This window comes from Chryseobacterium sp. 7, assembly GCF_003663845.1.
GTDB lineage: Bacteria > Bacteroidota > Bacteroidia > Flavobacteriales > Weeksellaceae > Chryseobacterium.
Genome location: NZ_RCCA01000001.1, coordinates 2,182,346 through 2,206,066 on the forward strand (window position 1 = coordinate 2,182,346; position 23,721 = coordinate 2,206,066).

Consider the following 23,721-nt stretch of genomic DNA (forward strand, 5'->3'; position numbering starts at 1 on the left):
CATGAAAAAATATGCATACATTGGATGTCTGGGATTTATAGCTGTTATTACCACAGAATTTGGGATCATCGGAATTCTCCCGCAGGTTGCAGAGCATTATAACATCAGTATAGACAAAGCGGGGTATCTTTTAAGTGCTTTTGCTTTGATAATTGCGCTTACGGGACCTTTTATGACCTTGCTTACATCAGGTTTTGACCGTAAAAAAATAATGCTCGTTGCTATTTTCATGTTTCTGATTACAGGATTTGTATCATCTTTTTCACCGCCTTTCTGGCTGTTGATGCTGGTGAGAATTTTACCTGCATTTCTTCAGCCAGTTTATATTGCGACAGCACTATCAGTAGCGGTATCTCAAGCAGATCAACGAAAAAAGAACGAATTGATGGGAATTGTTTTTAATGGGGTAGCTATTGCAATGGTAACTACAGTGCCTTTTGCCACTTGGATTGCAGGGCTTTGGTCTTGGGAATATTCATTTATGATACAGACTGTAGTAAGTTTGATTGCTTTGGCGATTATTTATTTCCTGCTTCCTCCCATGCCTGTGAAAGAGAAGAAATCTTATGGAAATCAGATCAGAATATTGAAGCAAACACCATTTGTTCTGAGTACACTGACTAATTTTTTCATGATTACAGCCTGGTTTTCTACCTACAGTTATTTTGCAGATTATCTGAACAAAGCGAAAGGAATGGATACATCAATGGTAAGCTATATGCTCTTGTTATTCGGAATTATCGGAGTATTGGCCAATGGAGTTGCCGGAAAAATGCTCAATAGAAATGTAGCAGGTACAACCGCTATTTTTCTTTCCGGAACCATTCTAGTGCCAATTCTTCTCTATTTTTCTGATGGAAACTTATGGGCAACGATAGCAGTTATTGGAATCTGGGGGTTTCTGTATTCACCAAGCTTTTTGAATGCATCTACGTATATGATTTCTTCAGCACCGGAATCTCTGGAGTTTGCCAACAGCCTTGCTACATCTTTCGGAAATCTTGGAGTTACGGTGGGAACTACAATCGGAGGATGGGTAATCGTTACAAAGGGCGTAGAGTATATTCCATGGATAGGCGTTGTTTTTGGGCTTCTTGCATTTCTGATGATGATCTTAAAAATGATAGTAAAGAAACGTAGTCAGGTGCTTTCCACCTGTCAGAGTTAAACTGTAATAATTTTTGTTACATTAAATAAAATACACTATCTTTGCATTATTAATTTGAAACTGGGTTAAACTTTTATTTTGATCCATTAAGATTTATAATTAAGCATTTAAGAGTAGTAAGATGAGCTTCGCTTTAAGCTTAAAAATCAGAATGATTCATCTTAACTATACTTTATTACTTAAATCTTTCTTAATGGTTTTATATTATTTGATAAGTTTAAACAGTTTTTTGATGTAAAATTAAATACAATGAAAATAGAAATCTGGTCGGACGTGATGTGTCCGTTTTGTTATATCGGAAAGAATAATTTTGAGCAGGCTTTGAATAAGCTTCCTTTTAAAGATGAAGTTGAAGTAGAGTGGAAAAGCTTTCAGCTGGATCCAAGTTTAGATCCGAAAGAAACTCAGGATACCCTTCAATATTTCAGAGAAAAGAAAGGTTTCCCTGAAGCTCAGGCTACCCAAATGCTTGGTCAGGTAACTCAAATGGGAAAAGGAGCGGGAATTGATTTTAATTTTGAAAAAACTCTAATTACCAATACCTTCAGTGCTCATAAATTGCTTCATTTGGCTAAAAAGCACAACAAATCCAATGAAATGGAAGAAGCATTATTTATTGCTCATTTTATTGACGGGAAAAATGTAGGAGATGCAGAAATTTTAGTATCTCTTGCTGAAAATTTAGGAATTGATAAAGAAGAAGCAAGACAGGCAGTTACAACGGATCAATTAGACGATGAAGTCAACCAGGATATTCAGGAAGCGAGAAACAATGGTATTTCCGGAGTTCCTTTCTTTGTTCTGAATGGTAAATATGCCGTTTCCGGTGCTCAGCCTGCGGAAGTATTTGAAAATGCACTTCAGCAAACTTATAAAGAAACGGTGAGTCCGTTTAAGGATCTTTCCGGTGAAAACGGAGCCTCCTGTGATGCAGACGGATGCAGCATTTAAGATATCAAAACCCCAAAATAAAACTATTTTGGGGTTTTTAATTGAATAGAGTCTCGTATCTTTGTCATACAGCGCCAATAGCTGTATAAATCTGATTTTTCAATGATAAAAATTAACAACGAAAGTCATTATTCAATTGATGATACCCTTTTTGTTTTTGCATTAGATTCCGAAGCGGGAACAGTATTCAACGATAAAAATAAATTAATTACCGGCATCGGAAAGGTGAACGCAGCAATTGAATTAACCAAAGAAATTCATGCTAGAAAACCTAAACTGATTGTGAATTTAGGTTCTGCCGGAAGTAAAGGATTTCACAAAGGCGAAGTGGTATGCTGTACAAAGTTCATCCAGAGAGATATGGATGTACGCGGCCTTGGTTTTAAACTCTATGAAACACCACTGTCCGGGGTTCCTCCAGTGTTGGAATACGGTCTTAAAATGGATACTCTGAAAGAGGGAATCTGCGGAAGTGGTGATAGCTTTGAAATGAATCATTCCGAAACCGATTATAATATCGTAGACATGGAAGCTTATCCACTGGCATTGATTGCCCAAAAGGAAAACATCCCGTTTCTATGCCTGAAATATATCTCCGATGATGCCGGAAGCGATGCTGCAGATGACTGGAGTGTACAGGTTCACCTGGCTTCTGAAGCTTTTAAGAAAATTCTTTTTTCATAACATTTAATCTTACCATCATGAGCTCAATCATTATTAACAAAGCCTCAGCTGAGGACGTAGAAATTATACAAAGTTTAGGTATAGAAACGTTTTCTGAAACTTTTGCAGAAGATAATACGGAAGAAGCTATGAAAAAATATCTGGAAGAAAGCTTCAATACCGAAAAGATAAAATCGGAGCTCAATAACCCTGATTCTCATTTCTATATTGCATGGGAAGAAGACAATCCTGTAGGTTATCTTAAAGTAAATACGGGCAATGCCCAAACAGAACTTCAGGATGATAAGAGCCTTGAAATTGAAAGAATCTATGTAAAGAAAAGCCATCATGGAAAAAAAGTTGGACAATTACTTTATGATCAGGCTTTGGAAATTGCTCAGCAACTCAAGAAATCTTACTTGTGGCTTGGAGTATGGGAAGAGAACCTGAGAGCTTTACAATTTTATAGAAAAAACGGATTCGTTGAATTTGATAAACATATTTTCAGATTGGGAGAAGAAGAACAAACGGATCTGATGATGAAAAAAATACTGGATTAAACTTTTTAATCACGGATGACGTAGATTTTCACAGATGATTGTGTTTTAAAATTTGAGAAAAATTAGTTTTAAATTTTTTATCAGAAATTTTGTGATTCAATGACAGAAAGTAAGGCAATTGTATTTGAGTAAAATATTTCCAAATGAACCATTCAGAGTTTGTAAAACATATTAATCAGTATTATCCTTTATCCGAGGAAACAGTTAAAGATTTATCAGATATCTGTACGGAAGAATATTACCGCAAAAATGATCTTCTGCTGGAATCCGGGTCTATGGGAAGGTATTATTATTTTGTAAAGTCCGGATTGATAGGCTATTATACAGAGGATGAACAAGGGAATAATATTTATAAAATCTTCTTCGAAGAAAACAATTTTGTAGCTTCCACAGCAGCCATTATTAAAAATGAACCCAGCAATTTCAATATCATTGCACTGGAAGACTGCTCAGTGATACAATACCCTGCAAAAGCCTACCGTGAATTGCTAAAAAAACATCATGATCTGGCTCTTTTTCATCTGTATTATCTGGAAAAAAATTGGGTAGTAAAAAAGGAACCACTTGAAGTCTCTCTAAAATATGAAACCGCAAAAAAACGGTATTTACAATTACTGGAAAATCCATCTTTATATAACAGACTGAAACAGCATCACATCGCTTCTTATTTAGGAATAACCCCTACACAGCTAAGCCGGATCAAAAAGGATGTTAGCTGAGATTGTAAATTCAACTAGAAAATAAATTAACAAAAGCTTCAACATATGTTGAGGCTTTTTCTCTTTTTCTGCCGCAATTTTGCTCTGTCAAAAGATCATTGGTACATTATATGTTCTACCATTAATAACCTGTGATTATAATTCATTAAATATTTTTCAACATGAAGAAGCTTATCAACATTGTATTTGTACTGACGGCATGTATTCAGCTATCAGCACAAAAAATTATTCATCAGGAAATTTTCAGTCCGAAAATGAATAAAAAAATTAAAACAGTAATCATTATCCCTAATCTTCAACCTAACACAACTTATCCATCAGTTTATATTCTTCACGGTTTCAGTGGTAATCCGGACAGAATTATTAAGCAGGATATTCCGGATCTGGTTAAAAAAGCACAGGAATTTAAAACCATCTATATACTTCCGGATGGTAACTACAGTTCATGGTATGTGGACAGTCCGATAATAAAAGATTCCCAATATCAAACCTTTATTGGGAAAGAGCTGGTAGAGTTTATTGATAAAAATTATCCGGTAAAAACAGAAAAAAAATCCCGCGGAATTTTGGGTTGGAGTATGGGAGGTTATGGTGCAACCAATATCGGAGTTACTTATAATAAAACATTTGGTATTGTAGGAAGTTCTTGCGGAGCTTTGGATTTCAATTCTTTTGGAGAAGGCTATCAGAAATATATGGTGAATAAAGTGCTTGGACCACTGGATTCTATCAATCCGAATTTCCTGACAGACAGCAAAATAAAACTGATGGCCGGAGCAGAGCAGCAATATATTTTCGATTGCGGAACAGAAGATACCCAAATGATCTACATGAATAGAAATTTTCATAAAAAACTGACAGAAATGAAGGTTCAGCATCTCTACACAGAATCTTTGGGAGGACACGTCCCGGAATATTGGAGCAGATCATTATCTGAGCAATTGTCTTTATTTGACAGGTTTTTTAAACAGTAAATTATACCCCATTGATTTTAGGTTTCGGCTAAGGCCAAAACTTAAAATCAAAAAAAAAATCCTTTTTGAGCTATGCGCAAAAAGGATTTCGATTGATTGATGTTAAAAATTGCTAATAAGTCAGCATATTAAAAATGTTGAAAGTTTTTACCCAAATGTTCTTCTATCACAAAAAACGGATCTTCTGTAAGTGTATGTGCTCTCATATCGATAAGACTCACTTTACTCATCATACGAAGCATGATTCTTCTCTCACACGGATGTTCTATTCCGTCAATATTTCTTACGCCCGCACGGAAAGCCGATCTCCCGTGAGCACATAAATGATTGTTTACAAGGATAACGTCTCCTGCCTGAGGTGTAAATCCTGAGTAAATCAAATGTCTGGCTTCTTCCCAGAACTCATGCAGTGTACTTTGCGCTTCCTCCGATTGTCTTATGCTTGAATTGAAAAGCTGTTCCGCAGCATCAAATCTCATAAACGGAAGACTATAATTACCATACAGTACAGAATCTAACGTCTCTTCTTCATTATCTCCCGTTTCCAGGTTGGCATCTTTCGGGATTTTATAAATACGCTCAAAAAGAGGTCTGTAATTTTCCCCGATAGACTCATGAGAACGGATAGAATAAAGGGTAGAAGGAACCTGCTCTTCATTTCTTACATACATAAAGCTTAAAAAATCGGCCTGATGTTTCAGAAAAGCATCTTCAGTATGCACATATAAATCTGTTGAAGACCCTGATCCGGTTTGTGTTTCCTTCATTTTTTCATCAGGAATAATGGCATGGATCAGTCCGCCTCCTTTACGTTGTGAATAATATTGCACAGGCTTTGATGGAAGTGCCCCATGAATAAGAGCACACGCAAAACCATATAAATTAAATTTCGAATAATCTGCTGCCTGCCAATTGGGAGGGGTAGATCCTATATCCTCCTGATCTATATCCATTAATCCTGTAAAGATCAGTGCACCATATTGATTTTTTGAAAAGTCACTCGCAAAATCAGCCGCTATATTTAAAATTCTCTCCGGTAAGAAATAAGACGCCAGCTGATGTACATGCTTTATAAAATCACGGTTTTCATAATTGTCATACTTTTTCTGAAGATGCAGCGCCGCATCTTTTATCATTCTTCTTTCCTGAGAGGTGACTTCTATGACCGTAGGAAGCAGTTTTACCGCTGTTAAACAGTCTTTATCTAAAATTTCTGTAGAATTCATTAAAAAAAATTTGGTGTTAAGTAATAATTTTTATCTTTGTTTTTAATTATTCTAAATAACAATAGCTGGTTCAAATTTAGTAATAATTACGTAATCACCAAATAAATTATAATAAAAAATGTAAAATTTAAAAACCTGACTATCAGATATATATAGTCGTATATCGAAAAAACCACAACAACTCACAGATTAAAAAATCACATTACAAAACTTTTATGAACAACAATTTAATATCCCTAGAAGAGCTCGCAAGCACCACTTCACCTCACATTTCGGGGAATTTTGGGAATATTTTTCATCCTGACAATTATGATCATTATCGTAATGCTGTCAACAGTACTTTAGACCTGGTTCAGGAATTTCTTCACAGAAACAACAAGCCTTTCAGTGGTATAGAAGCCAAAACAATGAAAGGAATGGTACAACAGATTGATCTTAATCAAAAATTATCTAATTATAATGAGCTGCTTACAGAAGTAGACGAAATCTATGTAAAACATGCCACTGCTTTTCACCTTCCACAATATGTAGCTCACCTTAACTGTCCTGTAGTAATCCCGGCATTGGCAGGAGAAATTCTTGTAAGTGCCATCAATTCTTCACAGGATACTTATGATCAAAGCGCAGGGGGAACTTTCATGGAAAGAAAACTAATCGACTGGACTGCCGGTCAGATCGGATATAATACGAATGTGAGCGATGGTGTTTTCACCGCGGGGGGCTCACAGAGCAATTTAATGGGATTGGTCATGATGCGTGACTGTTTTTCTCAGAAAAGATATCATCACAATATTAAAATGGATGGTCTGCCAGCAGAGGCAAGCCGTTTCAGAATATTTGTTTCAGATAAATCTCACTTCAGCAATCTGAAAAATGCGTCCATTATGGGACTGGGTGAAAAAAGTATTGTTAAAGTACCTACTGATGACCGTTTCCGTATGGATATTTCTCTTTTGAAAAAGTATATCAAGAGAGAAGAACAGCTGGGAAACATCCCTATTGGTATTGTAGCAACAGCTGGAACCACAGACTTTGGAAATATCGATCCATTAGATGATATCGCCAATATCGCAGAACAATATAACATCTGGATGCATGTAGATGCAGCTTACGGTTGTGCTTTATTATTAAGTGAAAAGTACCGTGACCTGATCAATGGTATTGAAAGAGCAGATTCTGTAACGATTGATTACCACAAATCATTCTTCCAGCCTATCAGCAGCAGTGCTTTTATTGTTAAGAACAAAAAAGAACTCCTGATTCTTAAACATCACGCCGATTATCTGAATCCGAAAGAAATGGACGAAGAGGAAATTCCGGCACAGATCAATAAATCCATTACCCAGAGTACGAGAAGATTTGATGCTTTAAAACTTTGGTTTACCATAAGAATGATGGGGAAAGAACAGTTAGCAGAATATACAGATACAGTGATTGATCTTACCAAAGATGCCGCCGCAATGATTACGGAAGATGCAGATTTTGAGCTTCTTTCTGATTCTGACTTAAGTGTTCTTGTTTTCAGATATATCAATCCGGAAATCAGTGATCTGAATGCGCTGAATCAATACATCAAGATGAAATTGTTCTACAGTGGAGAAATCCTTGTAGCAAGTACAAAAGTGGATGGAAACTTCTATCTGAAGTTTACGTTCCTGAACCCGATTACGACTACAGAAGACATTCATCAAATTCTCACCACAATCAAAAATCATGGAAAAGACTTTAATTCAGAAAAATAAAACAGGAGAAAAAGCCCGGGAAATTACTTTCAGAATTCTGTTGAACGGAATGTTGAGAGAACTGGGAAACGGAAAATTCTATCAGGGCGTTCCGAAATATGATCTTCTGACAGCAAAAGCTCTTCAGAATAGCAATTATCCGCTGTATATGAGATTTGAAATGAAGAAAAGCGGACTGTTTTTATTTGCTCCGGTTTCTTATCGTTCCGAAACCCTTTTTCATGAATACGGACCTGTTTTGTGGGCAGTGGATCATCAAAATCAGGAAGTTTTTGAAGTTAATGATCAAAAGCTTACTGAACTGGTTTACAGAGAACTTTCTGAGACTACAAACGAAACGGGTTTCAGAAACTTTGTGGAAAGAATTCAAAGCAGCTTAAGAAATCTGGAACTGACAACAGAAGCTTGTCTTCAGGATGATCAGCTGTTGACCTATTCTTTCCTTGAATCTGAGCAAATGCTTCCTGCCGGACACAATCTGCATCCTTTCACCAAATCAAGAATGGGATTCTCGGAGGAAGAACAGCTTTTATATGGTCCTGAATTCGGGAAAGGATTTCAACTGGATTATTTCCTGATTCACAAAGACTGCATCACAGAAAAATCTCTTCCAGGGATTTCGGCAAAAGAGATCTTCGAAAAATGGACTTCTTTACCGGAAAGCTACGATTTTGAAAACACAAATGATTTTTACATCGTTCCATGCCATCCATGGGAGGCACAATATCTTTTATCAACCGCAGAATACCCTGAAATGTTGGGTTCCGGGAAAATTATTCACATCGGACCATTAGGTGAGGATTTTTACGCAACATCTTCAATAAGAACGGTATACAATCCGGACTTTAGCTGGATGTTAAAGTTCTCTTTGCATGTTTTAATGACAGGCTCTGTAAGAACAAATAGCTTAAAAGATCTCAACAGAGGTTATGCTTCGGCAATCTGGTGGCAGCATGAAAAAGCTTCATTTGAGCAAAATTTCCCGAATTTTAAATTATTGCTGGAACCTTCCACGTTAAGTGTTCATTATGGAGGAAAGAATATGGACAGTCTTAATATACTGCTCCGTGAAAATCCTTTTTCAAATGAAGATAAGGTGATTTTATTAGCAAGACTTTGTCAGGATGAATCTACAGATGGGTTTAATTTTACAACGCATTTCTTTAAAAATGTTGCGAATCAATTGGGTGTAGATGTAGAAAAAGCAGCTATTATCTGGTTTGAAAAGTATGTAAATCTATTGCTCTCTCCTTTAAACAGGTTGTACGATCAATTAGGTATGGCTCCTGAAGTTCATCAGCAGAATCTGCTTGTACAATTGGATAATCAATTGCTTCCTCAATCTATTTATGTAAGAGACGGACAAGGATATTTGATCAAAGAAAGTGTCAAAGGAAAATATGAATCCCTGATCAAAGATTATCCTGAAGTGGAAGACCTTTTTATCAGAGATGAGCGTCTTCTGGATATTGTTTCTCATCATCTTTTGGTAAGTAACCTGAGCGCACTGATTGCTTCAATAGGCAAAACGGGACTGGTTAAAGAAAGAAGATTAATCCATATTCTATACAGGGAGTTTGAAAATCTTCATGAAACTGAACCTTCATCGTTAACGGATTATGCTTTGAATCAAAGATATTGGGCGGTTAAATCTAACTTACAATCGGCTGTAGCTGATTTAGACGGAGGAGTGAATGCGGCATCTATTGCTTATGCGAAAGTTCCGAATCTTCTTCACAAACATTTCTTCTCGGATCAGTTAATCAATCCTCAGGGAACAGAAGTTTTCTTTAAAAGGTATTTCCAGAAAGAAGATGTAACTATGAGTATGCGTCCTATAGATCTTGAAAATGACCTTGAAATGCTTCATGAATGGTTCAACCGTGAACATGCTGTAAAAATCTGGCAGATGAACTGGCCGATAGATGAGCTTGAAACCTACTACAGGCTGATGCTTCCAAGTGATGAAGCTCACAGTTATATCATCGCAGGAAACGATGAACCTTCTTGTAATATTGAAGTGTATTGGGCTTGCAGAGATATCGTAGGAGATTATTATGAAGTACTGCCTACCGATTATGGAACACACCAGTTTATTGCACCTATTGATCCTAAAAAGAAATTTGTATCTCCATCCACTCAATCTATGGTTGACTATGTTTTTGCACAGCCACAGGTAGGAAAAATGGTAGGAGAAGGATCTGTAGACTCTCTTGCATCTATGATGAATAAAGCCCATGTAGGCTTCAAAGTAGATAAAGTAATAGAAATGCCTCATAAAAAAGCCAATCTGAACTTCTGTTACAGAGAATGGTACTGGGAAAAATTCCCACAGAATAAAGAGGTACAAATCACCACAAACATCACAAAAAATGACTAACGAAGCCGTATACAATGTAATAGGCATAGGTATAGGCCCTTTCAATCTGGGACTTGCCGCATTATCCAATCCGATTTCAGAACTGAAAACCCTTTTCCTGGACCAGAGAGATGGTTTCGACTGGCACCCGGGACTGATGATTGACCATGTAACCCTGCAGACCCCATTTTTATGCGACTGCGTTTCCATGGCTGATCCTACGAATCCTTTAAGCCTTTTGAACTATCTGAAAGAAACCGGAAGACTGTATAAGTTTTTTATCAGAGAAGATTTTTTCATTCCGAGAAAAGAATACAACCGTTACTGCCAATGGGTGATTGAACAGCTTCCACAATGCCGTTTTTCTACTCAAGTAGTGGATATTACTTATGAAGATGGTTTATATCATGTAACTACGATTCACACCAAAACCAAAGAAACTGCGGTTTTCAAAACGGAAAGACTGATTTTGGGAACAGGGACACAGCCTCATATTCCTTCTTTCATTCCGAAGGATGATTCCCGTGTTATTCATACAAGTTCTTATCTGTATAGAAAAGAAGAACTTTTGTCTCAGGGTAAAAAAATAGCAATTATCGGTTCTGGCCAGAGTTCAGCAGAAGTTTTTTATGATCTTCTTCAAAACAGAAATGAAGAAACACAACTGGGATGGTATTCCCGTCCGGACAGATTTTTCCCTATGGAATATTCTAAACTGACGCTGGAGCTTACTTCACCTGATTATGTAGAATATTTCTACAACAGAAGCGAATCTGCAAGGAAAACCATTTTAAGCAAGCAGCAAGCTCAGTTTAAAGGGATCAATTACGATCTGATCAATGATATCTATGACTTCATTTATGATCTGAATATCGATAATGCTGATCCTAATCTTAAAATTATTCCTAACAGCCAGCTGAATAGAGTAGACAACAGTAATCCTGACTTCATCAATCTTGAATTTACCCAACTGGAACAGGAAGTACCTTATGATCAGGAAGCGGATTATCTGATTTTAGGAACAGGATATCGTTATCACGAGCCTGCCTTCTTAAAGAATATTCAGGATAGAATCAAGAGAGATTCCAGCGGATTATTTGATGTTAACAGAAATTATTCAATAGACCACAACGGAGGAGAAATCTATGTGCTTCACGCCGAAGTTCATACTCACAGCTATATTTCTACAGATCTGGGAATGGCTGCGTACCGTAATTCCTACATCATCAATGATATTCTGGGAAGAGAGCATTATAAAATTGAAAAGAAAATTGCTTTCCAGGATTTCGATGTAGAAAAATATGCTGATTTACCAACTGCCAAAATTTAATCAAAAAATGAACACCAACTTAAAAAATACAGTAAGCCAGGAAAACTGGAATCAGGCTAACAGAAACCTAATGGCCAAAACCATCGCAGAACTGATGCATGAAGAGCTTCTAAAGCCTGTGGTGACCTTTGAAAATAAAAACGGATATACTGTTTTTACCCTTGAAACCGGAGTTGAAAATATTATCTACAGCTTCCGCGGACAAGAGAGAATGATGGATTACTGGCATATTGATAAAGACAGCATTACAAAAACAGAAAACGGTGAAGACCTGTCTTCTGTGGATGTAGCAGCTTTCTTTTTGGAAATGCAGACTGTTTTTGACTTAGATCCTTATACCATTGCAAGATATACAGAAGAATTACTGCATACGTTGTATTGTGATGCTTTGATTTTATCTAAAGGTGTAATGTCTTCAAAAGATCTTGCTGATGCAGATTATCAGACGGTAGAACACAATATGACCGGACATCCGTGGGTCATTGTGAACAAAAGCCGATTAGGTTTTTCTCCACGTGATCTGAAAACATACGCTCCTGAAGCAGATGAAAATTTAAAAGTAATCTGGCTGGCTTCTCATAAAAGCAGATCATCATTTCAGTCTTTGGAACATATTAACAGAGAAGAATTTTATCGTTCTGAAATAGGAGAAAATCTATATAATGATTTTCAGCAGCAGTTGTTGAACAAAAGAAAGGTTGTTGAAGATTATCATTTTATCCCTGTACATCCATGGCAGTGGGAGCATAAGCTTCAAATCCATTTCGCAGGAGATATTGCTTCCGGGCTTTTAATCCAATTAGGAGAGGGTAGTGATACGTACAGTCCACAGCAGAGTATCCGTACTTTATTCAATGTAGATCATCCTAAAAAAAGATACCTGAAAACGGCTGTTTCTATTCTGAGCACAGGAAATATCAGGGGATTATCTCCTAAGCAGATGAAAATTGCTCCGGCCATTACAGATTGGGTAAAAGGTTTGATCAAAGACGATGCTTATCTGGAGAACAAAGAAACTATTTTCTTAGGGGAAGAGGCTGCTATCACTTATTTACATCCACAATATGGAGCTATTGCCAGTGTACCTTATCAGTATAATGAATTCCTTGGCGCATTATGGAGAGAAAGTGCTGAAAACTATCTGAAAGAAGATGAGCAAATGGTAACCATGGCTTCTCTACTGTATGTAGACGAAAATGGAGTTCCATTGGTTCAGGCATTCGCAGAAAAAGCAGGTGTGAGTATCAAAGAATGGATTGAAAGCTATCTTGATGCTTATCTTACCCCATTATTACACATTTATTACACGCATTCATTATGTGTAACGCCACATGGAGAAAACATTATGGTGGTTTTGAAAAATGGAATTCCAAAAAGAATCGTAATCAAAGATTTTGTGGATGATATTGTACTTACCACAGAAGCCAGAGAAAAACTTCCTGCACACCTTGCAGACGGTTTGATTCAGTCTTCCAACAAAGAAAATATTCCATTGTTTATTTTGCTTGGCGTTTTTGATGCCTTCTTCAGATATCTGTCGAATGCTTTGCATACGTATTCCAACTTTAATGAAGAAATATTCTGGGAACTCGTTCACAACTGTGTAGAAAATTATAAAGCTGAGAATACTCACCTTCAGGAAAGATACGAAAAGTATGACCTGTATGTGCCGGCATTCAAAAGATTCTATATCAACAGTCTGCGTTTGAAAAATAACGGGTATAGTGAAAACAAGGCATTTGCTATTCCGAGAAAAGACGGAGCACTGCCTAATCCGCTGTATCAGATTGCCAATAAAAATTCAGTAGCAGCAGTATGAGGAAATTCCTGCATATACTAAAAGAAGGAGCGGTTTTTACGTATGGAGCCATAGCCGGGAAAAAGTTGAACTGACTTCCGGAAGTATCAACCGTTCCATCTTTAGTCTTGCCATTCCCATGGTGATGGAACTTGTCATGGAATCTGTTTTTGTGAGCGTCAATCTATTGATTATCGCAAAATTAGGAGACAAGGTTCTGGGGCTTGTGGGAATTACAGATAACTACATCAACTTTGCTTATGCTATTGCCGTAGGTTTGGGAATTGCAGCAGCAACCCTTACCGCCAGGAGAGCGGGTGAAAAAGATAAAGAGGGAATGGGCAGAACAGCCCAATACATCATCTTACTGGCTCTGTTTTTTGCAGTGTTGATTGGTGGTGTTTCCTGCTTTTTCGCATCAGAAATTGTTGATTTTCTGGGGATCAATGCCAGTACGGTAACAGAAGGCGTTTCTTTCTCAAGACTGGTTTTCCTGAGTATCGGGCTTGTGATTCTTCGTCTTTCTGTGAATGGACTCTTCAGAGGGGCTGGTGACGCTGATATTGCTATGAAATCACTTTGGATCTGCCATATTTCCAATATTATTTTTGCTGTGATCCTTGTTTTCGGATTAGGATTTATTCCTGCTTTTGGATTGATGGGATTAGCGTATGCTACAGTTTTATCAAGGCTTTTAGGGGTTTTATATCAGGCTTTTATATTTATGTCCGGTAATACCAGCATCAGCATCAGAGTTCCTTTACAGCTTGATGTACCCTTACTGCAAAAGATTTTGAAAATAGCCTTTGGTGGATTGGTACAGTATATCATCCCAACATCCAGCTGGCTGATTATGGTGAAGATCATCTCCACTTTCGGAACCACAGCACTTGCAGGATATATCATTGCCCAGCGTATTGCTTCCGTGGCTACAATGCCTGCATGGGGAATAGGAAATGCTGCCGGAGTTCTTACTGGCCAGAATTTGGGTGCCGGAGAACCGGAACGTGCTGAAAAAACAGTTTGGAGAGCCGGAACCATCAACATGACGTACCTGGTACTTGTAGCCTTATTCTGGCAGATTGCAGCGGAATATGTAGTGAAATTTTTCACTACAGAACCGGAAGTTGCAAGATATGCGGTTCAATACATCCATGTGGTATCTATGGCTTATCTGCTGTTAGGATTCACAATGGTAATCAGCCGTGCTCTGAATGCGGCCGGAAACATATTACAGGTAACGTTGTTGTACCTCGTCATGTTTTATGTGATTCAGCTTCCTCTGGCTTATCTCTTAGGAGTAAGATTTCAGTGGGAACTGAGAGGAATATTTACCGCAATTGTTTCTTCGGAAATTGTTTTGGCTGTACTATTCCTCATGATTTTTAAAAATGGAAAATGGAAAACTATAAAAATTTAAAATGAACACTACAGAAGAATTTTATGAAATTATCGCCTCTGCCATCGCAATAAAAAAAGAATTGGTAGATGAAAAACTAACGTATCAGGAAATCCCGGAATGGGATTCCATGTCTCATCTTCTTATCGTAGAAGCGCTTGAGCAGTTTTATCAGATCAAGTTTGATTTTAATGATATTCTGGAGATGGGAACCGTCGGAAAAATTCGCGAAAAAATGAAAAAATACGAAGTATTCGTAGAAAACTAAGCATATGAAAATTTTAGAAAATGTAATTGCCAATAAGAACTTGGGGTTTACAGATGCTTCCACCGGTACAACAATACCGGTGGGAACACTGTACCGGTCTTTAGGCTTAAACCCGGTAGAAAAAGGACTGCTCTTTTTGTACAATGACAATCAGCTGTCCAGCATTGAGGTGCTTCTCAATTTTTACGGAACAGCACATACGATTGCTGTATTAGGGCAGAAACTGCATGAGGAATTCAAAGAACGTATTGAGGCAGAATACCGTCCGAAATACATCTTTGATCCACAAAGAGAAGCCATTGAAGGATATACTCTGAAAGCATTCTCAGACAACATCAGCATCTTTGCAAAGGATGATTATAAGAGTGAAGTTACCATTCACCCTGACATCAAAATCCTTTTGAGTACTTCAGGGACAACAGGTGTTCCGAAACTCGTTAAATTATCTGATGAAAGCCTTTATCAGAACGCATTGAGCATCCTTCAATATATGCCGATTCAGGGAACGGATGTAGTTCCTTTAAATGTTCCGATCAACTTCGTATATGGATTCTCTATTTTCACTACCAATTGTATGCGTGCCGGAAGAATCGTGTGTACAGATAAAGACATTATGCAGAAAGCATTCTGGGACGAAATGGAGGAGTACGGTTACAGTACTTTGGGCGGAGTTCCTTTCCTTTATGAAAACCTGAACAGAATAGGGTTTTTCAGAAAAGATTCTCCAAGCCTGAGATATTTTACCCATACCGGAGGCGTGATCAACGCTGAATTGAGAAAAACTATTTTCACGTATTGTCATGAATTTAAAAAAGATTTTTTTGCGCAGTACGGACAAACGGAAGCAGGAGGAAGAATGGCTTACCTTACCACAGAAGGATTGCTGGAAGAAGAAACATCAATCGGAAATGTGGTAGAAAGAGGAAGCTTCAAAATTGATCCTGAAACGGATGAATTGCTCTTTTCTCATGTCAGTATTTTCGGAGGCTATGCCAATAAACTGGAGGATCTTGCCACTTATGAGCAGCCTTCCGTACTGCATACCGGAGATACCGCCAGAAAAGGTGAAAACGGAATTTATTACATCACAGGTAGAATAAAGCGTATCATGAAGCTTTTCGGAATACGTCTTAATCTCGATGAGGTAGAATTTATCCTTAAAAATGAAATGCAGGGCAATACTTTCGTATGTCTGAATGCCAATGATAAAAAAATCGTGGTATTGTATGACAATCCGGAAATAGATCCTCAGATCATCACCGAAACTATTAAAAATAAACTGCGCATCAACCCCCAATATGTACGCACAGAACTTATAGAATCATTCCCATTATCACAAAACGGTAAAATAAACTATCCCCTGTTACAAAACTTACAGCATGAAAACATCTAAAACCCTTATATTACTTCTTGGTCTTGCTTTATCTTCAAATTCGCTTTCTGCACAGCAAGGCGACAGAATTCATGGCAAAATCATGCTGTCTGAAAAAGCACCGGTAAAAAATGCTATTTTAAGACTTGTCAACACGTCTTATCAGGCAAAAACCAATAATTTAGGAGAATATTACTTTGAAAATGTGCCACCTGGAGAATATACGCTTCAGGTGGTTTTAAATGACATTGAACTGATGAGGGAACCCATCCAAATTCTGAAAGATGTCTACGAAATCCCTGCGATCTACGCTCCTTTACACAATAATGTGATTGAGGGAATTACAGTATACGCAGTGAGCAGAAATAAATTTTTGGATAAAGACAGTACTTCAGTGGCTAAAATGCCTTTGAAAGTGCTTGAAAATCCACAGGCTTACACAAGCATCAACCAACAGATCATGAAAGAACAGCTTACTTACGATATTTCAGAAGTATTGAAAAACGTTCCGGGTATGGTAAAAATGCAGGGAAGTCCGGGAAGAGGTTCCGGAGACGGAAGTTTCTACTACAGCCTCAGAGGATTTCCTACCAAAGTATCCATGGTAGACGGTGTTCCTGCAACCACCAACGGAGAAATAGATCCTGCCGATCTTGAGCGTCTTGAAGTGATCAAAGGACCTTCAGGAACATTGTATGGAGGTGCGGTAACTTCCTTTGGAGGTTTGATCAACGCTGTAACCAAAAAACCGAAAGATTATTTCGGAGGAGAGGCCTCTTATCTGATGGGAAGCTATAACCTGAACCGTGTAACTGCTGATGTGTACGGCCCAATGACGGAGTCCAGAAAAATGTTGTTCCGTTTGAATGCCGCTTATCAGTATCAGAACGGATTCAGGGATTCTGAATTCAGAAAATCATTCTTTGTAGCCCCCACGATAAGCTATGAAGTGAATGACAGATTGAAATTCAATTTAGGAGCTCAGATTTACAATTATGAAGGAACCAATACACCGATTATTTTCCTTGCGAGAACAAGACCTTACTTCGCTCATAATCCGGACGAACTGGGCTTCGACTGGAAAAAATCGTATTCCAATAATGATATTACTTTAAAAGCACCATCTATCAACGTAAAAGCGGAGGCGAATTACAAAATTTCAGATAAATGGACTTCACAAACCTTACTTTCAAGAAACTTCAGAAAAACAGAAGGATTGTATCAATATCAGTTCATCAGAGGGAATTTAAATGATGCTACGTTGGAACGTAATGTACAGTGGCAGAACTCAGAAGCTTCTTCTACAAGTATTCAGCAGAACTTTAATGGTGAATTTAAAATCGGAAGCATAAAAAATAAAGTGTTGATTGGATTAGATTATTTAAATCAAACAATCAATAACAACCATTCCCCAATTGTGGTGTATGATAACATCAACGGACAAACTTTAGCAGGTTATGCCAATATCACAAGAGATCTTGTCCTGCAGAAAATCCAGACTTCCACAGCTCCTTTGGTAAGAAATAATTCTGCATCAAACCTTTATGGAGCATACATTTCAAACGTTACCTATATTACAGACCGTTTGATCACTCTTTTAAGCTTACGTATGGATCACTACGAAAGTAAAGGACAGCTCAACCTGAATAACAATACCAGAACCGGAGATTTCAATCAGACTGCATGGTCTCCAAAAGTAGGAATTGTATACCAAATCCTTAAAGATCAGTTATCTGCCTACGGTAACTATATGAACGGTTTCAGCTATACGGCACCTGTTGCACAGCAGCTTCCGGATATTAGCGGAGAAATGAAACCTCAGATGGCGAATCAGTGGGAAGTAGGATTGAAAGGAAACCTTTGGAGAAACAAGATTAATTTTACCGTTTCATATTACGATATTCTTGTTGACAATATCCAGAGAGGAAGCGGCGTAATACGTGACGGAAAAGAGTACAACATTGTTGTTCAGGATGGAAAACAGAGAAGTAAAGGGATTGAAATAGAAACCATCATGAACCCTGTTCAGGGATTAAATATTATGGCCGGATATGCCTACAATCACAGTAGATACGAAAAAGCAGACCCAACTGTAGACGGGCGTCGTCCGGAATCTGCAGGTCCTGCGAATGTATTCAATTCATGGATCAGTTATATCCTTCCAATCAAGGGACTTCAGGGACTTGGAGTTGGTTTCGGGGTAAACCGTGTCGGAAAACAGATTACCGGAAACAAAACCGTTACCGGACAGTTTGCATTTCCAGCCTATACTTTAGTGAATGCTTCCATTTCCCTTGAGAAAGAAAGATACAGATTAGGATTTAAAATGAATAACCTGGGCAATGTACAATATTTTGCAGGGCAGGGAGTTGTAGTCGCTCAGATGCCTCGTAATTTTGTTGCTGAGGTAAGCTTTAAATTTTAAGAATGAAGCTGAAGTTTAGAAAAATTGCATATCAGTTACATCTATGGCTCGGACTAACGTCCGGGCTTATAGTTGTTATCATGGCCGCTACGGGATGTATCCTGGCTTTTGAAGAAGAATTAAAACATATTGTTCACCCCAACAGATATTATGTTGAAAACATCGGAAGAAACAAACTTTCATTGTCAGAGCTTACGGAAAAAGCAGAAAGAGCACTTCCGGAAGGTTTAAAGGTCAAAAGAGTGGTTATGCCTTCCAATCCCTCAAGAAACTATGTATTCCGTACCTTAAAAATGAACGATGAAGCTTGGACGTATTGGGGAACTTATCTTTATTATTATCGAATTTACGTAAATCCTTACACCGGAAAAGTACAGGAAGTAGAAGATGCCAAAAAAGATTTCTTCGAAATTGTACTGGACCTTCACAGAAGGCTTCTATTAGGTGAAAAAATCGGAAAAACGATTACCGGTTATTCCACATTGATATTGGCTATTATACTTTTATCGGGGCTTGTGATATGGTATCCCCGAAAAATGAGTAAAGCCATGCTGAAAGGAATGTTTTTCATTAAAACATCTGCTAATTGGAAAAGGATTAACTATGACGCTCATAATGTGCTGGGATTCTATGCCATTATTCCTTTACTCTTAATCTCTTATTCCGCATTGATATGGAGCTTCGAAGATGTAGATAAATGGGTAAAGAACACACTGAACGGAAATACTCCTACAGAAAAAAAAGCAAAAAGTACCATTCCTTCCGAAGAATTTTCAAACCGTGAAAATATTCTCAATCTGATTGGAAATACTATGGAAAAAGGATTGAAAGACAAGGAATCAGCCCTTGTGAATTTTCCGAAATCGGAAGAAGGAACCTATTATGCTGAGCTGACTTATGACGGAAGGCAGTATAGAAATGAACATTTTAATTTTGATCAATATTCAGGAGAAATTTTAAAATCTCAATCTTATAAAAACAAAAATATCGGATATGGAACCGCATTAAGAGAAAGAAATTATGATCTTCACACCGGAAGTATTCTGGGACTGACTACCAGAATTATTTATTTTCTGGCAGCCATTATCGCTTTATCACTCCCGATTACCGGTTTTATTATTTATTTGAATAAGAAAAAGAAGAAACCAAAACATAAGAAAAACAAAGTTGTTTTTCCTTCTCATCATTAATAAAGAGAAGAGGTTATCTCAGAGGGTAATAATCCGGCTTTTGCCATTCTGACGAAGGAAGAATCTCATTAATAACTTAGGTTAAGAGATTCTTCACTACATTCCATTTCGTTCAGAATGACATTTCTGAATAACCTCTTTGCTTATATTATATATCCAGTATCAATTTTGTCGCAGATAAAATCCTCGCCTTAAAACAAGTTATCTTTATATCAATTGCGTCTTTGCGTTTTCCAACCAATAAGTATTCAATTGATTATAAATCACCCCATCAATTCCTTCACATTTTTTGAAAACACCTCAATTCCTTTGTTCATCTCTTCAAAATTAAGATCCCCAAACCCTAATCGCATGGACGTAAGTTCTTTATTCTGATACAGCAAAGTTTTAGGAATGAAAAGGTTATCCTTAGCACAGTTTCGGCTCAGTTGCATCAGATTCAGTGGAATATTCCATTCCAGCCATATGGCAAGCCCTCCGGAAGGTTTCTGAAACGTAATAAAATCTCCAAGATTTTCTTCCAGCAAAACAGAAAAATAATCACGTCTTTCTTGATATACTTTTAAAGATTTTTTCAGATAACGGTTGATTTCTCCTTCTGCAATCATCTCTCCAAGTGCTCTTTCCATCAGAATATCACCCTGTCGATCTATAATCCCCAGATATTTACGCATTTCCGTCATCAGATTCTCCGGAGCAACAATAAAACCTGTCCTAAACCCTGGAGCCAAGGATTTTCCGAAAGAACCGATGTAAATTACCATTCCATTCGTATCAGCACTGGCTAACGGAAGAATTGGACTTTTATCGTAGTGAAATTCGTAATCATAATCATCTTCCAGGATAATAAATCCGTACTCATTGGCAAGCTCCAACAGCTCAAATCTTCTCTGCGCACTCAATGCAACGGTAGTAGGATAGTGGTGATGCGGAGTAAGGTAAAGCATTCGTATTTTCTGTTTTTTACAGGCTTCTCTTACACTTTCTACAATAATACCTTCCTCATCAATAGGAATAGAAACAATATCAACACCCGCTTTCATAAAGATCATATTGACGGAGAAATAACTCAAAGCACCTACCAATACAGTATCACCAGCCGAAAGAAGAATCTCGGAAACAATATAAATACTCATTTCTGTACTTCGGGTGATGAGTAGGTTGTTCTTAGAAATAGGAAGTCCACGGGAAAGATTCAGGTATTGGGATAAATGTTCTTTAAAAAATTCACTTCCGTCATGATTATAATGTCCCAAAGCTTTCTGATTAGATTTACGTTTCAGGATAGAGCTGTAAAACCGTGAATGCTGTCCGATCTGAGTCAAACGGATATCCGGCACCCCATCATTAAAGACATACTCACAATCCGAATGTTCAAAAGGATTATCGAGAATATTAGATGTTTTGAACGAAAAACCAGTCGAAACAGGGTAGTTTTGAAGGTTATTTTGTTCAAAATCGTTTAATTTAACAGGTTTCTCCTGATCTTTTCCAATCACAAATGTTCCTTTATTCGGAAAACTCTCGGTCCAGCCCTGCGCAGAGAGTTCATCATACACTGCAACCGCAGTATTTCTGTGGATTTCCAGCATTTCACTGAAAGTTCTGGTTCCGGGAAGTTTTGTTCCAAAGGGTAAAAATCCTCTCTGAATCGCATTGATCAGCTGATTGGCAATCTGCAAATAGATAGAAGTCTCTGATTTTCTATCTATTTTTATAAAACTTTCATAAGGAATCTTAACCGGACTATCCATAATATCAAAACTGGCACCATGTAACCATCCGGCAATATACTACTTTTGACATCAAAATAAAAATCTATGGAATTTCATCATCTGTTAAAAAAAATTGTACAGGAAGGAAGTACCCACGCCAAATGGCTAAACACTCTTTCTTTTATGGAAAATGCCGGTGCAAGAAAAATATCAAAATGTGAACATCCAACATTGGTTTCTCAGATTCAGCTGAAACATGCTGCTGAAGAACACCGCCACGCTTATTATTTAAAAAAACAAATCGGGAAAATAAATCCTGCACTCTGCAAAACCTACGAAAGCACAGAGCTTCTGGCGCCTATTGCAACAAGCCAATATCTTCACTCACTGGATATTAAAGCCTGTCGTTATCTTCAGAAAGCATTCAATCTTGATAAGGTAGATATTAAATATGCAGCCTATCTTTTTGTAACCTATGCTATTGAAGTGCGTGCAGATGAGCTTTATCCTGTTTACCAACAAGTGCTTACAGAAGCGTCTTCTAAAATCATGGTAAAATCGATCATTCTTGAAGAAGAAGGACATCTGGAGGAAATGATTCATCAGCTTAATGAATTTTCATCTGACTGGAAGCGCCATGCCGATCATATTCTGACCATAGAAAAAGAACTGCATGAAGAATGGATCAACGCTATTACCCAGGAAGTAGCTCAATTGAATTATGCTTAGCAACAGCTCTCGTTTTCAGGAATCTCTTGATAAAAGAAAAGAGGAGGGAACGTTAAGGCGTTTACGGCTTCAACCTGATGGAATTGATTTTTATTCCAATGATTATCTGGGGTTTGCAAAAAATAAAGATCTACAACATTTGCTGTTGCAAAAGGTTATGAATAATCCTCAACTGCTTTCCGGAAGTACTGGTTCAAGGTTGATTAGTGGAAACAGTGACATTGTTGTTTCTGTAGAAAAGGATATTGCTCAGAAACATCAGTTTGACTCAGCATTGCTTTTTTCATCAGGATATAATGCAAATCTGGCCTTATTTTCTACACTTCCCAGCCGTCACGATACAATTATTGTGGACGAACAGATCCATCGGTCGGTACATGATGCGTGTAAATTATCGAATGCGAAAAAACTGAAATTCAAGCATAATGATCTTGAGAATCTTGAAAATGTTTTAAAAAAGCAAGAAGGTCATTGCTATATCGCAGTAGAAAGTCTTTACTCGATGGAAGGAGATTTTGCACCTATTCAGGAAATTGCTTCAATTGCAAGTAAATATAAAGCTTCTTTGATTGTAGATGAAGCCCACGCATTCGGAGTTTTTGGATATGGACTGATTGAAAAATATCAGTTACAGAATCATGTTTCAGCAGCAGTTATAACCTACGGAAAAGCTCTCGGATCTCATGGAGCTGCAATTGTTTGCAGTGAGACAGTGAAATCTTATCTGATCAATTTTGCAAGTCCGTTCATCTATACCACATCAGCACAGGATTTCCAGTGGATGAGTATAAGAACAGGATATGAATTTTTAGATCAGCATCATGAACTGGCCGTAAAACTTCAGGATAATATTAAAATTTTCCGAAGCCAAAATTTACAATCTCCGTCAGCAAAAACAAGTCCGGTTCAGGCTATTATAATCCCTGACAACCAAAAGCTAAAGGAATTACAGCAAACTTTATCTGAAGAAGGATTTTTAACCTACGCTATCTACAGCCCAACAGTAAAAGAAGGAAGTGAACGGTTAAGAATATGCCTTCACAGCTTTAATACAGAAGAAGAAATTATGAAATTAACCGGGATTATTAAAGAATTTGTTTAAAACAAAAAATAAACTTTAAAACCCGGAACAC

General features: G+C 37.5%; 19 protein-coding genes. 17 read left to right on the top strand and 2 right to left on the bottom strand.

The window, feature by feature from the left end; genetic code table 11:
- Position 1: 1 nt before the first annotated feature.
- The 6 genes from CLU97_RS10050 to CLU97_RS10075 all read left to right on the top strand — a co-directional run bounded on the left by CLU97_RS10050 (position 2) and on the right by CLU97_RS10075 (position 5,035).
- Positions 2–1,168, top strand: a complete 1,167-nt coding sequence (locus CLU97_RS10050; protein WP_121487806.1) for an MFS transporter — start codon at positions 2–4, stop codon at positions 1,166–1,168.
- 249 nt (positions 1,169–1,417) lie between these two features.
- Entirely contained in the window at positions 1,418–2,119 is a 702-nt protein-coding gene (locus tag CLU97_RS10055) for a DsbA family oxidoreductase (RefSeq protein WP_121487807.1), read from the top strand.
- A gap of 102 nt (positions 2,120–2,221) precedes the next feature.
- On the top strand, positions 2,222–2,803 hold the full coding sequence (locus CLU97_RS10060; protein WP_121487808.1) for a nucleosidase: 582 nt from the start codon (positions 2,222–2,224) through the stop codon (positions 2,801–2,803).
- A gap of 17 nt (positions 2,804–2,820) precedes the next feature.
- Entirely contained in the window at positions 2,821–3,342 is a 522-nt protein-coding gene (locus CLU97_RS10065) for a GNAT family N-acetyltransferase (RefSeq protein WP_121487809.1), read from the top strand.
- A 143-nt stretch (positions 3,343–3,485) separates the two neighbouring features.
- Positions 3,486–4,061 (top strand): Crp/Fnr family transcriptional regulator, encoded by a 576-nt coding sequence (locus tag CLU97_RS10070; RefSeq protein WP_121487810.1) that lies wholly within the window; start codon positions 3,486–3,488, stop codon positions 4,059–4,061.
- Positions 4,062–4,222: 161 nt separating this feature from the next.
- A complete protein-coding gene (locus CLU97_RS10075; protein WP_121487811.1) occupies positions 4,223–5,035 on the top strand; it encodes an alpha/beta hydrolase in 813 nt (270 codons plus the stop codon).
- Positions 5,036–5,163: 128 nt separating this feature from the next.
- On the opposite strand, the gene CLU97_RS10080 is transcribed toward CLU97_RS10075, so the two are convergent.
- On the bottom strand, positions 5,164–6,261 hold the full coding sequence (locus CLU97_RS10080) for a TauD/TfdA family dioxygenase (protein WP_121487812.1): 1,098 nt from the start codon (positions 6,259–6,261) through the stop codon (positions 5,164–5,166).
- A 215-nt stretch (positions 6,262–6,476) separates the two neighbouring features.
- Here CLU97_RS10080 and CLU97_RS10085 point away from each other — a divergent pair, with 215 nt between their 5' ends.
- The 9 genes from CLU97_RS10085 (at position 6,477) to CLU97_RS10125 (ending at position 20,144) form a co-directional block, all read left to right on the top strand.
- Entirely contained in the window at positions 6,477–8,003 is a 1,527-nt protein-coding gene (locus CLU97_RS10085) for a pyridoxal phosphate-dependent decarboxylase family protein (protein WP_121487813.1), read from the top strand.
- Positions 7,975–10,383: a GNAT family N-acetyltransferase gene (locus CLU97_RS10090; RefSeq protein WP_121487814.1), complete on the top strand. Its 2,409-nt coding sequence runs from the start codon at positions 7,975–7,977 to the stop codon at positions 10,381–10,383. The genes CLU97_RS10085 and CLU97_RS10090 overlap by 29 nt, the downstream gene beginning before the upstream one ends.
- Positions 10,376–11,692: a lysine N(6)-hydroxylase/L-ornithine N(5)-oxygenase family protein gene (locus CLU97_RS10095; protein ID WP_121487815.1), complete on the top strand. Its 1,317-nt coding sequence runs from the start codon at positions 10,376–10,378 to the stop codon at positions 11,690–11,692. Before CLU97_RS10090 ends, CLU97_RS10095 begins: the two co-directional genes overlap by 8 nt.
- A 7-nt stretch (positions 11,693–11,699) precedes the next feature.
- Positions 11,700–13,511, top strand: coding sequence for an IucA/IucC family protein (locus CLU97_RS10100; RefSeq protein ID WP_121489700.1), 1,812 nt, complete (start codon positions 11,700–11,702; stop codon positions 13,509–13,511).
- A 124-nt stretch (positions 13,512–13,635) separates the two neighbouring features.
- Positions 13,636–14,910: an MATE family efflux transporter gene (locus tag CLU97_RS10105; protein WP_228437628.1), complete on the top strand. Its 1,275-nt coding sequence runs from the start codon at positions 13,636–13,638 to the stop codon at positions 14,908–14,910.
- A 1-nt stretch (position 14,911) separates the two neighbouring features.
- Positions 14,912–15,157 (top strand): acyl carrier protein, encoded by a 246-nt coding sequence (locus CLU97_RS10110; protein ID WP_047374822.1) that lies wholly within the window; start codon positions 14,912–14,914, stop codon positions 15,155–15,157.
- A gap of 4 nt (positions 15,158–15,161) precedes the next feature.
- Positions 15,162–16,550, top strand: a complete 1,389-nt coding sequence (locus CLU97_RS10115; protein WP_121487816.1) for an AMP-binding protein — start codon at positions 15,162–15,164, stop codon at positions 16,548–16,550.
- On the top strand, positions 16,537–18,954 hold the full coding sequence (locus CLU97_RS10120) for a TonB-dependent receptor (protein WP_121487817.1): 2,418 nt from the start codon (positions 16,537–16,539) through the stop codon (positions 18,952–18,954). The genes CLU97_RS10115 and CLU97_RS10120 overlap by 14 nt, the downstream gene beginning before the upstream one ends.
- Before the next feature lie 2 nt (positions 18,955–18,956).
- Positions 18,957–20,144 carry a PepSY-associated TM helix domain-containing protein gene (locus CLU97_RS10125; RefSeq protein ID WP_121487818.1) on the top strand — a complete coding sequence of 396 codons (1,188 nt, stop codon included), beginning with the start codon at positions 18,957–18,959 and terminating at the stop codon, positions 20,142–20,144.
- Between the two features lie 263 nt (positions 20,145–20,407).
- Here CLU97_RS10125 and CLU97_RS10130 read toward each other — a convergent pair whose 3' ends face one another.
- Positions 20,408–21,898, bottom strand: a complete 1,491-nt coding sequence (locus tag CLU97_RS10130) for a PLP-dependent aminotransferase family protein (RefSeq protein WP_121487819.1) — start codon at positions 21,896–21,898, stop codon at positions 20,408–20,410.
- A 66-nt stretch (positions 21,899–21,964) separates the two neighbouring features.
- Here CLU97_RS10130 and CLU97_RS10135 point away from each other — a divergent pair, with 66 nt between their 5' ends.
- Together CLU97_RS10135 and CLU97_RS10140 are read left to right on the top strand one after the other, a co-directional pair.
- On the top strand, positions 21,965–22,588 hold the full coding sequence (locus CLU97_RS10135) for a hypothetical protein (protein ID WP_121487820.1): 624 nt from the start codon (positions 21,965–21,967) through the stop codon (positions 22,586–22,588).
- Positions 22,581–23,690 carry an aminotransferase class I/II-fold pyridoxal phosphate-dependent enzyme gene (locus tag CLU97_RS10140; RefSeq protein ID WP_121487821.1) on the top strand — a complete coding sequence of 370 codons (1,110 nt, stop codon included), beginning with the start codon at positions 22,581–22,583 and terminating at the stop codon, positions 23,688–23,690. Before CLU97_RS10135 ends, CLU97_RS10140 begins: the two co-directional genes overlap by 8 nt.
- Positions 23,691–23,721 lie beyond the last annotated feature (31 nt).

Bases quoted from the DNA above. Each gene is read 5' to 3' on its own strand.
- CLU97_RS10050 (WP_121487806.1), top strand. From the start codon at position 2: ATGAAAAAATATGCATACATTGGATGTCTGGGATTTATAGCTGTTATT.
- CLU97_RS10055 (WP_121487807.1), top strand. From the start codon at position 1,418: ATGAAAATAGAAATCTGGTCGGACGTGATGTGTCCGTTTTGTTATATC.
- CLU97_RS10060 (WP_121487808.1), top strand. From the start codon at position 2,222: ATGATAAAAATTAACAACGAAAGTCATTATTCAATTGATGATACCCTT.
- CLU97_RS10065 (WP_121487809.1), top strand. From the start codon at position 2,821: ATGAGCTCAATCATTATTAACAAAGCCTCAGCTGAGGACGTAGAAATT.
- CLU97_RS10070 (WP_121487810.1), top strand. From the start codon at position 3,486: ATGAACCATTCAGAGTTTGTAAAACATATTAATCAGTATTATCCTTTA.
- CLU97_RS10075 (WP_121487811.1), top strand. From the start codon at position 4,223: ATGAAGAAGCTTATCAACATTGTATTTGTACTGACGGCATGTATTCAG.
- CLU97_RS10080 (WP_121487812.1), bottom strand. From the start codon at position 6,261: ATGAATTCTACAGAAATTTTAGATAAAGACTGTTTAACAGCGGTAAAA.
- CLU97_RS10085 (WP_121487813.1), top strand. From the start codon at position 6,477: ATGAACAACAATTTAATATCCCTAGAAGAGCTCGCAAGCACCACTTCA.
- CLU97_RS10090 (WP_121487814.1), top strand. From the start codon at position 7,975: ATGGAAAAGACTTTAATTCAGAAAAATAAAACAGGAGAAAAAGCCCGG.
- CLU97_RS10095 (WP_121487815.1), top strand. From the start codon at position 10,376: ATGACTAACGAAGCCGTATACAATGTAATAGGCATAGGTATAGGCCCT.
- CLU97_RS10100 (WP_121489700.1), top strand. From the start codon at position 11,700: ATGAACACCAACTTAAAAAATACAGTAAGCCAGGAAAACTGGAATCAG.
- CLU97_RS10105 (WP_228437628.1), top strand. From the start codon at position 13,636: ATGGAACTTGTCATGGAATCTGTTTTTGTGAGCGTCAATCTATTGATT.
- CLU97_RS10110 (WP_047374822.1), top strand. From the start codon at position 14,912: ATGAACACTACAGAAGAATTTTATGAAATTATCGCCTCTGCCATCGCA.
- CLU97_RS10115 (WP_121487816.1), top strand. From the start codon at position 15,162: ATGAAAATTTTAGAAAATGTAATTGCCAATAAGAACTTGGGGTTTACA.
- CLU97_RS10120 (WP_121487817.1), top strand. From the start codon at position 16,537: ATGAAAACATCTAAAACCCTTATATTACTTCTTGGTCTTGCTTTATCT.
- CLU97_RS10125 (WP_121487818.1), top strand. From the start codon at position 18,957: ATGAAGCTGAAGTTTAGAAAAATTGCATATCAGTTACATCTATGGCTC.
- CLU97_RS10130 (WP_121487819.1), bottom strand. From the start codon at position 21,898: ATGGATAGTCCGGTTAAGATTCCTTATGAAAGTTTTATAAAAATAGAT.
- CLU97_RS10135 (WP_121487820.1), top strand. From the start codon at position 21,965: ATGGAATTTCATCATCTGTTAAAAAAAATTGTACAGGAAGGAAGTACC.
- CLU97_RS10140 (WP_121487821.1), top strand. From the start codon at position 22,581: ATGCTTAGCAACAGCTCTCGTTTTCAGGAATCTCTTGATAAAAGAAAA.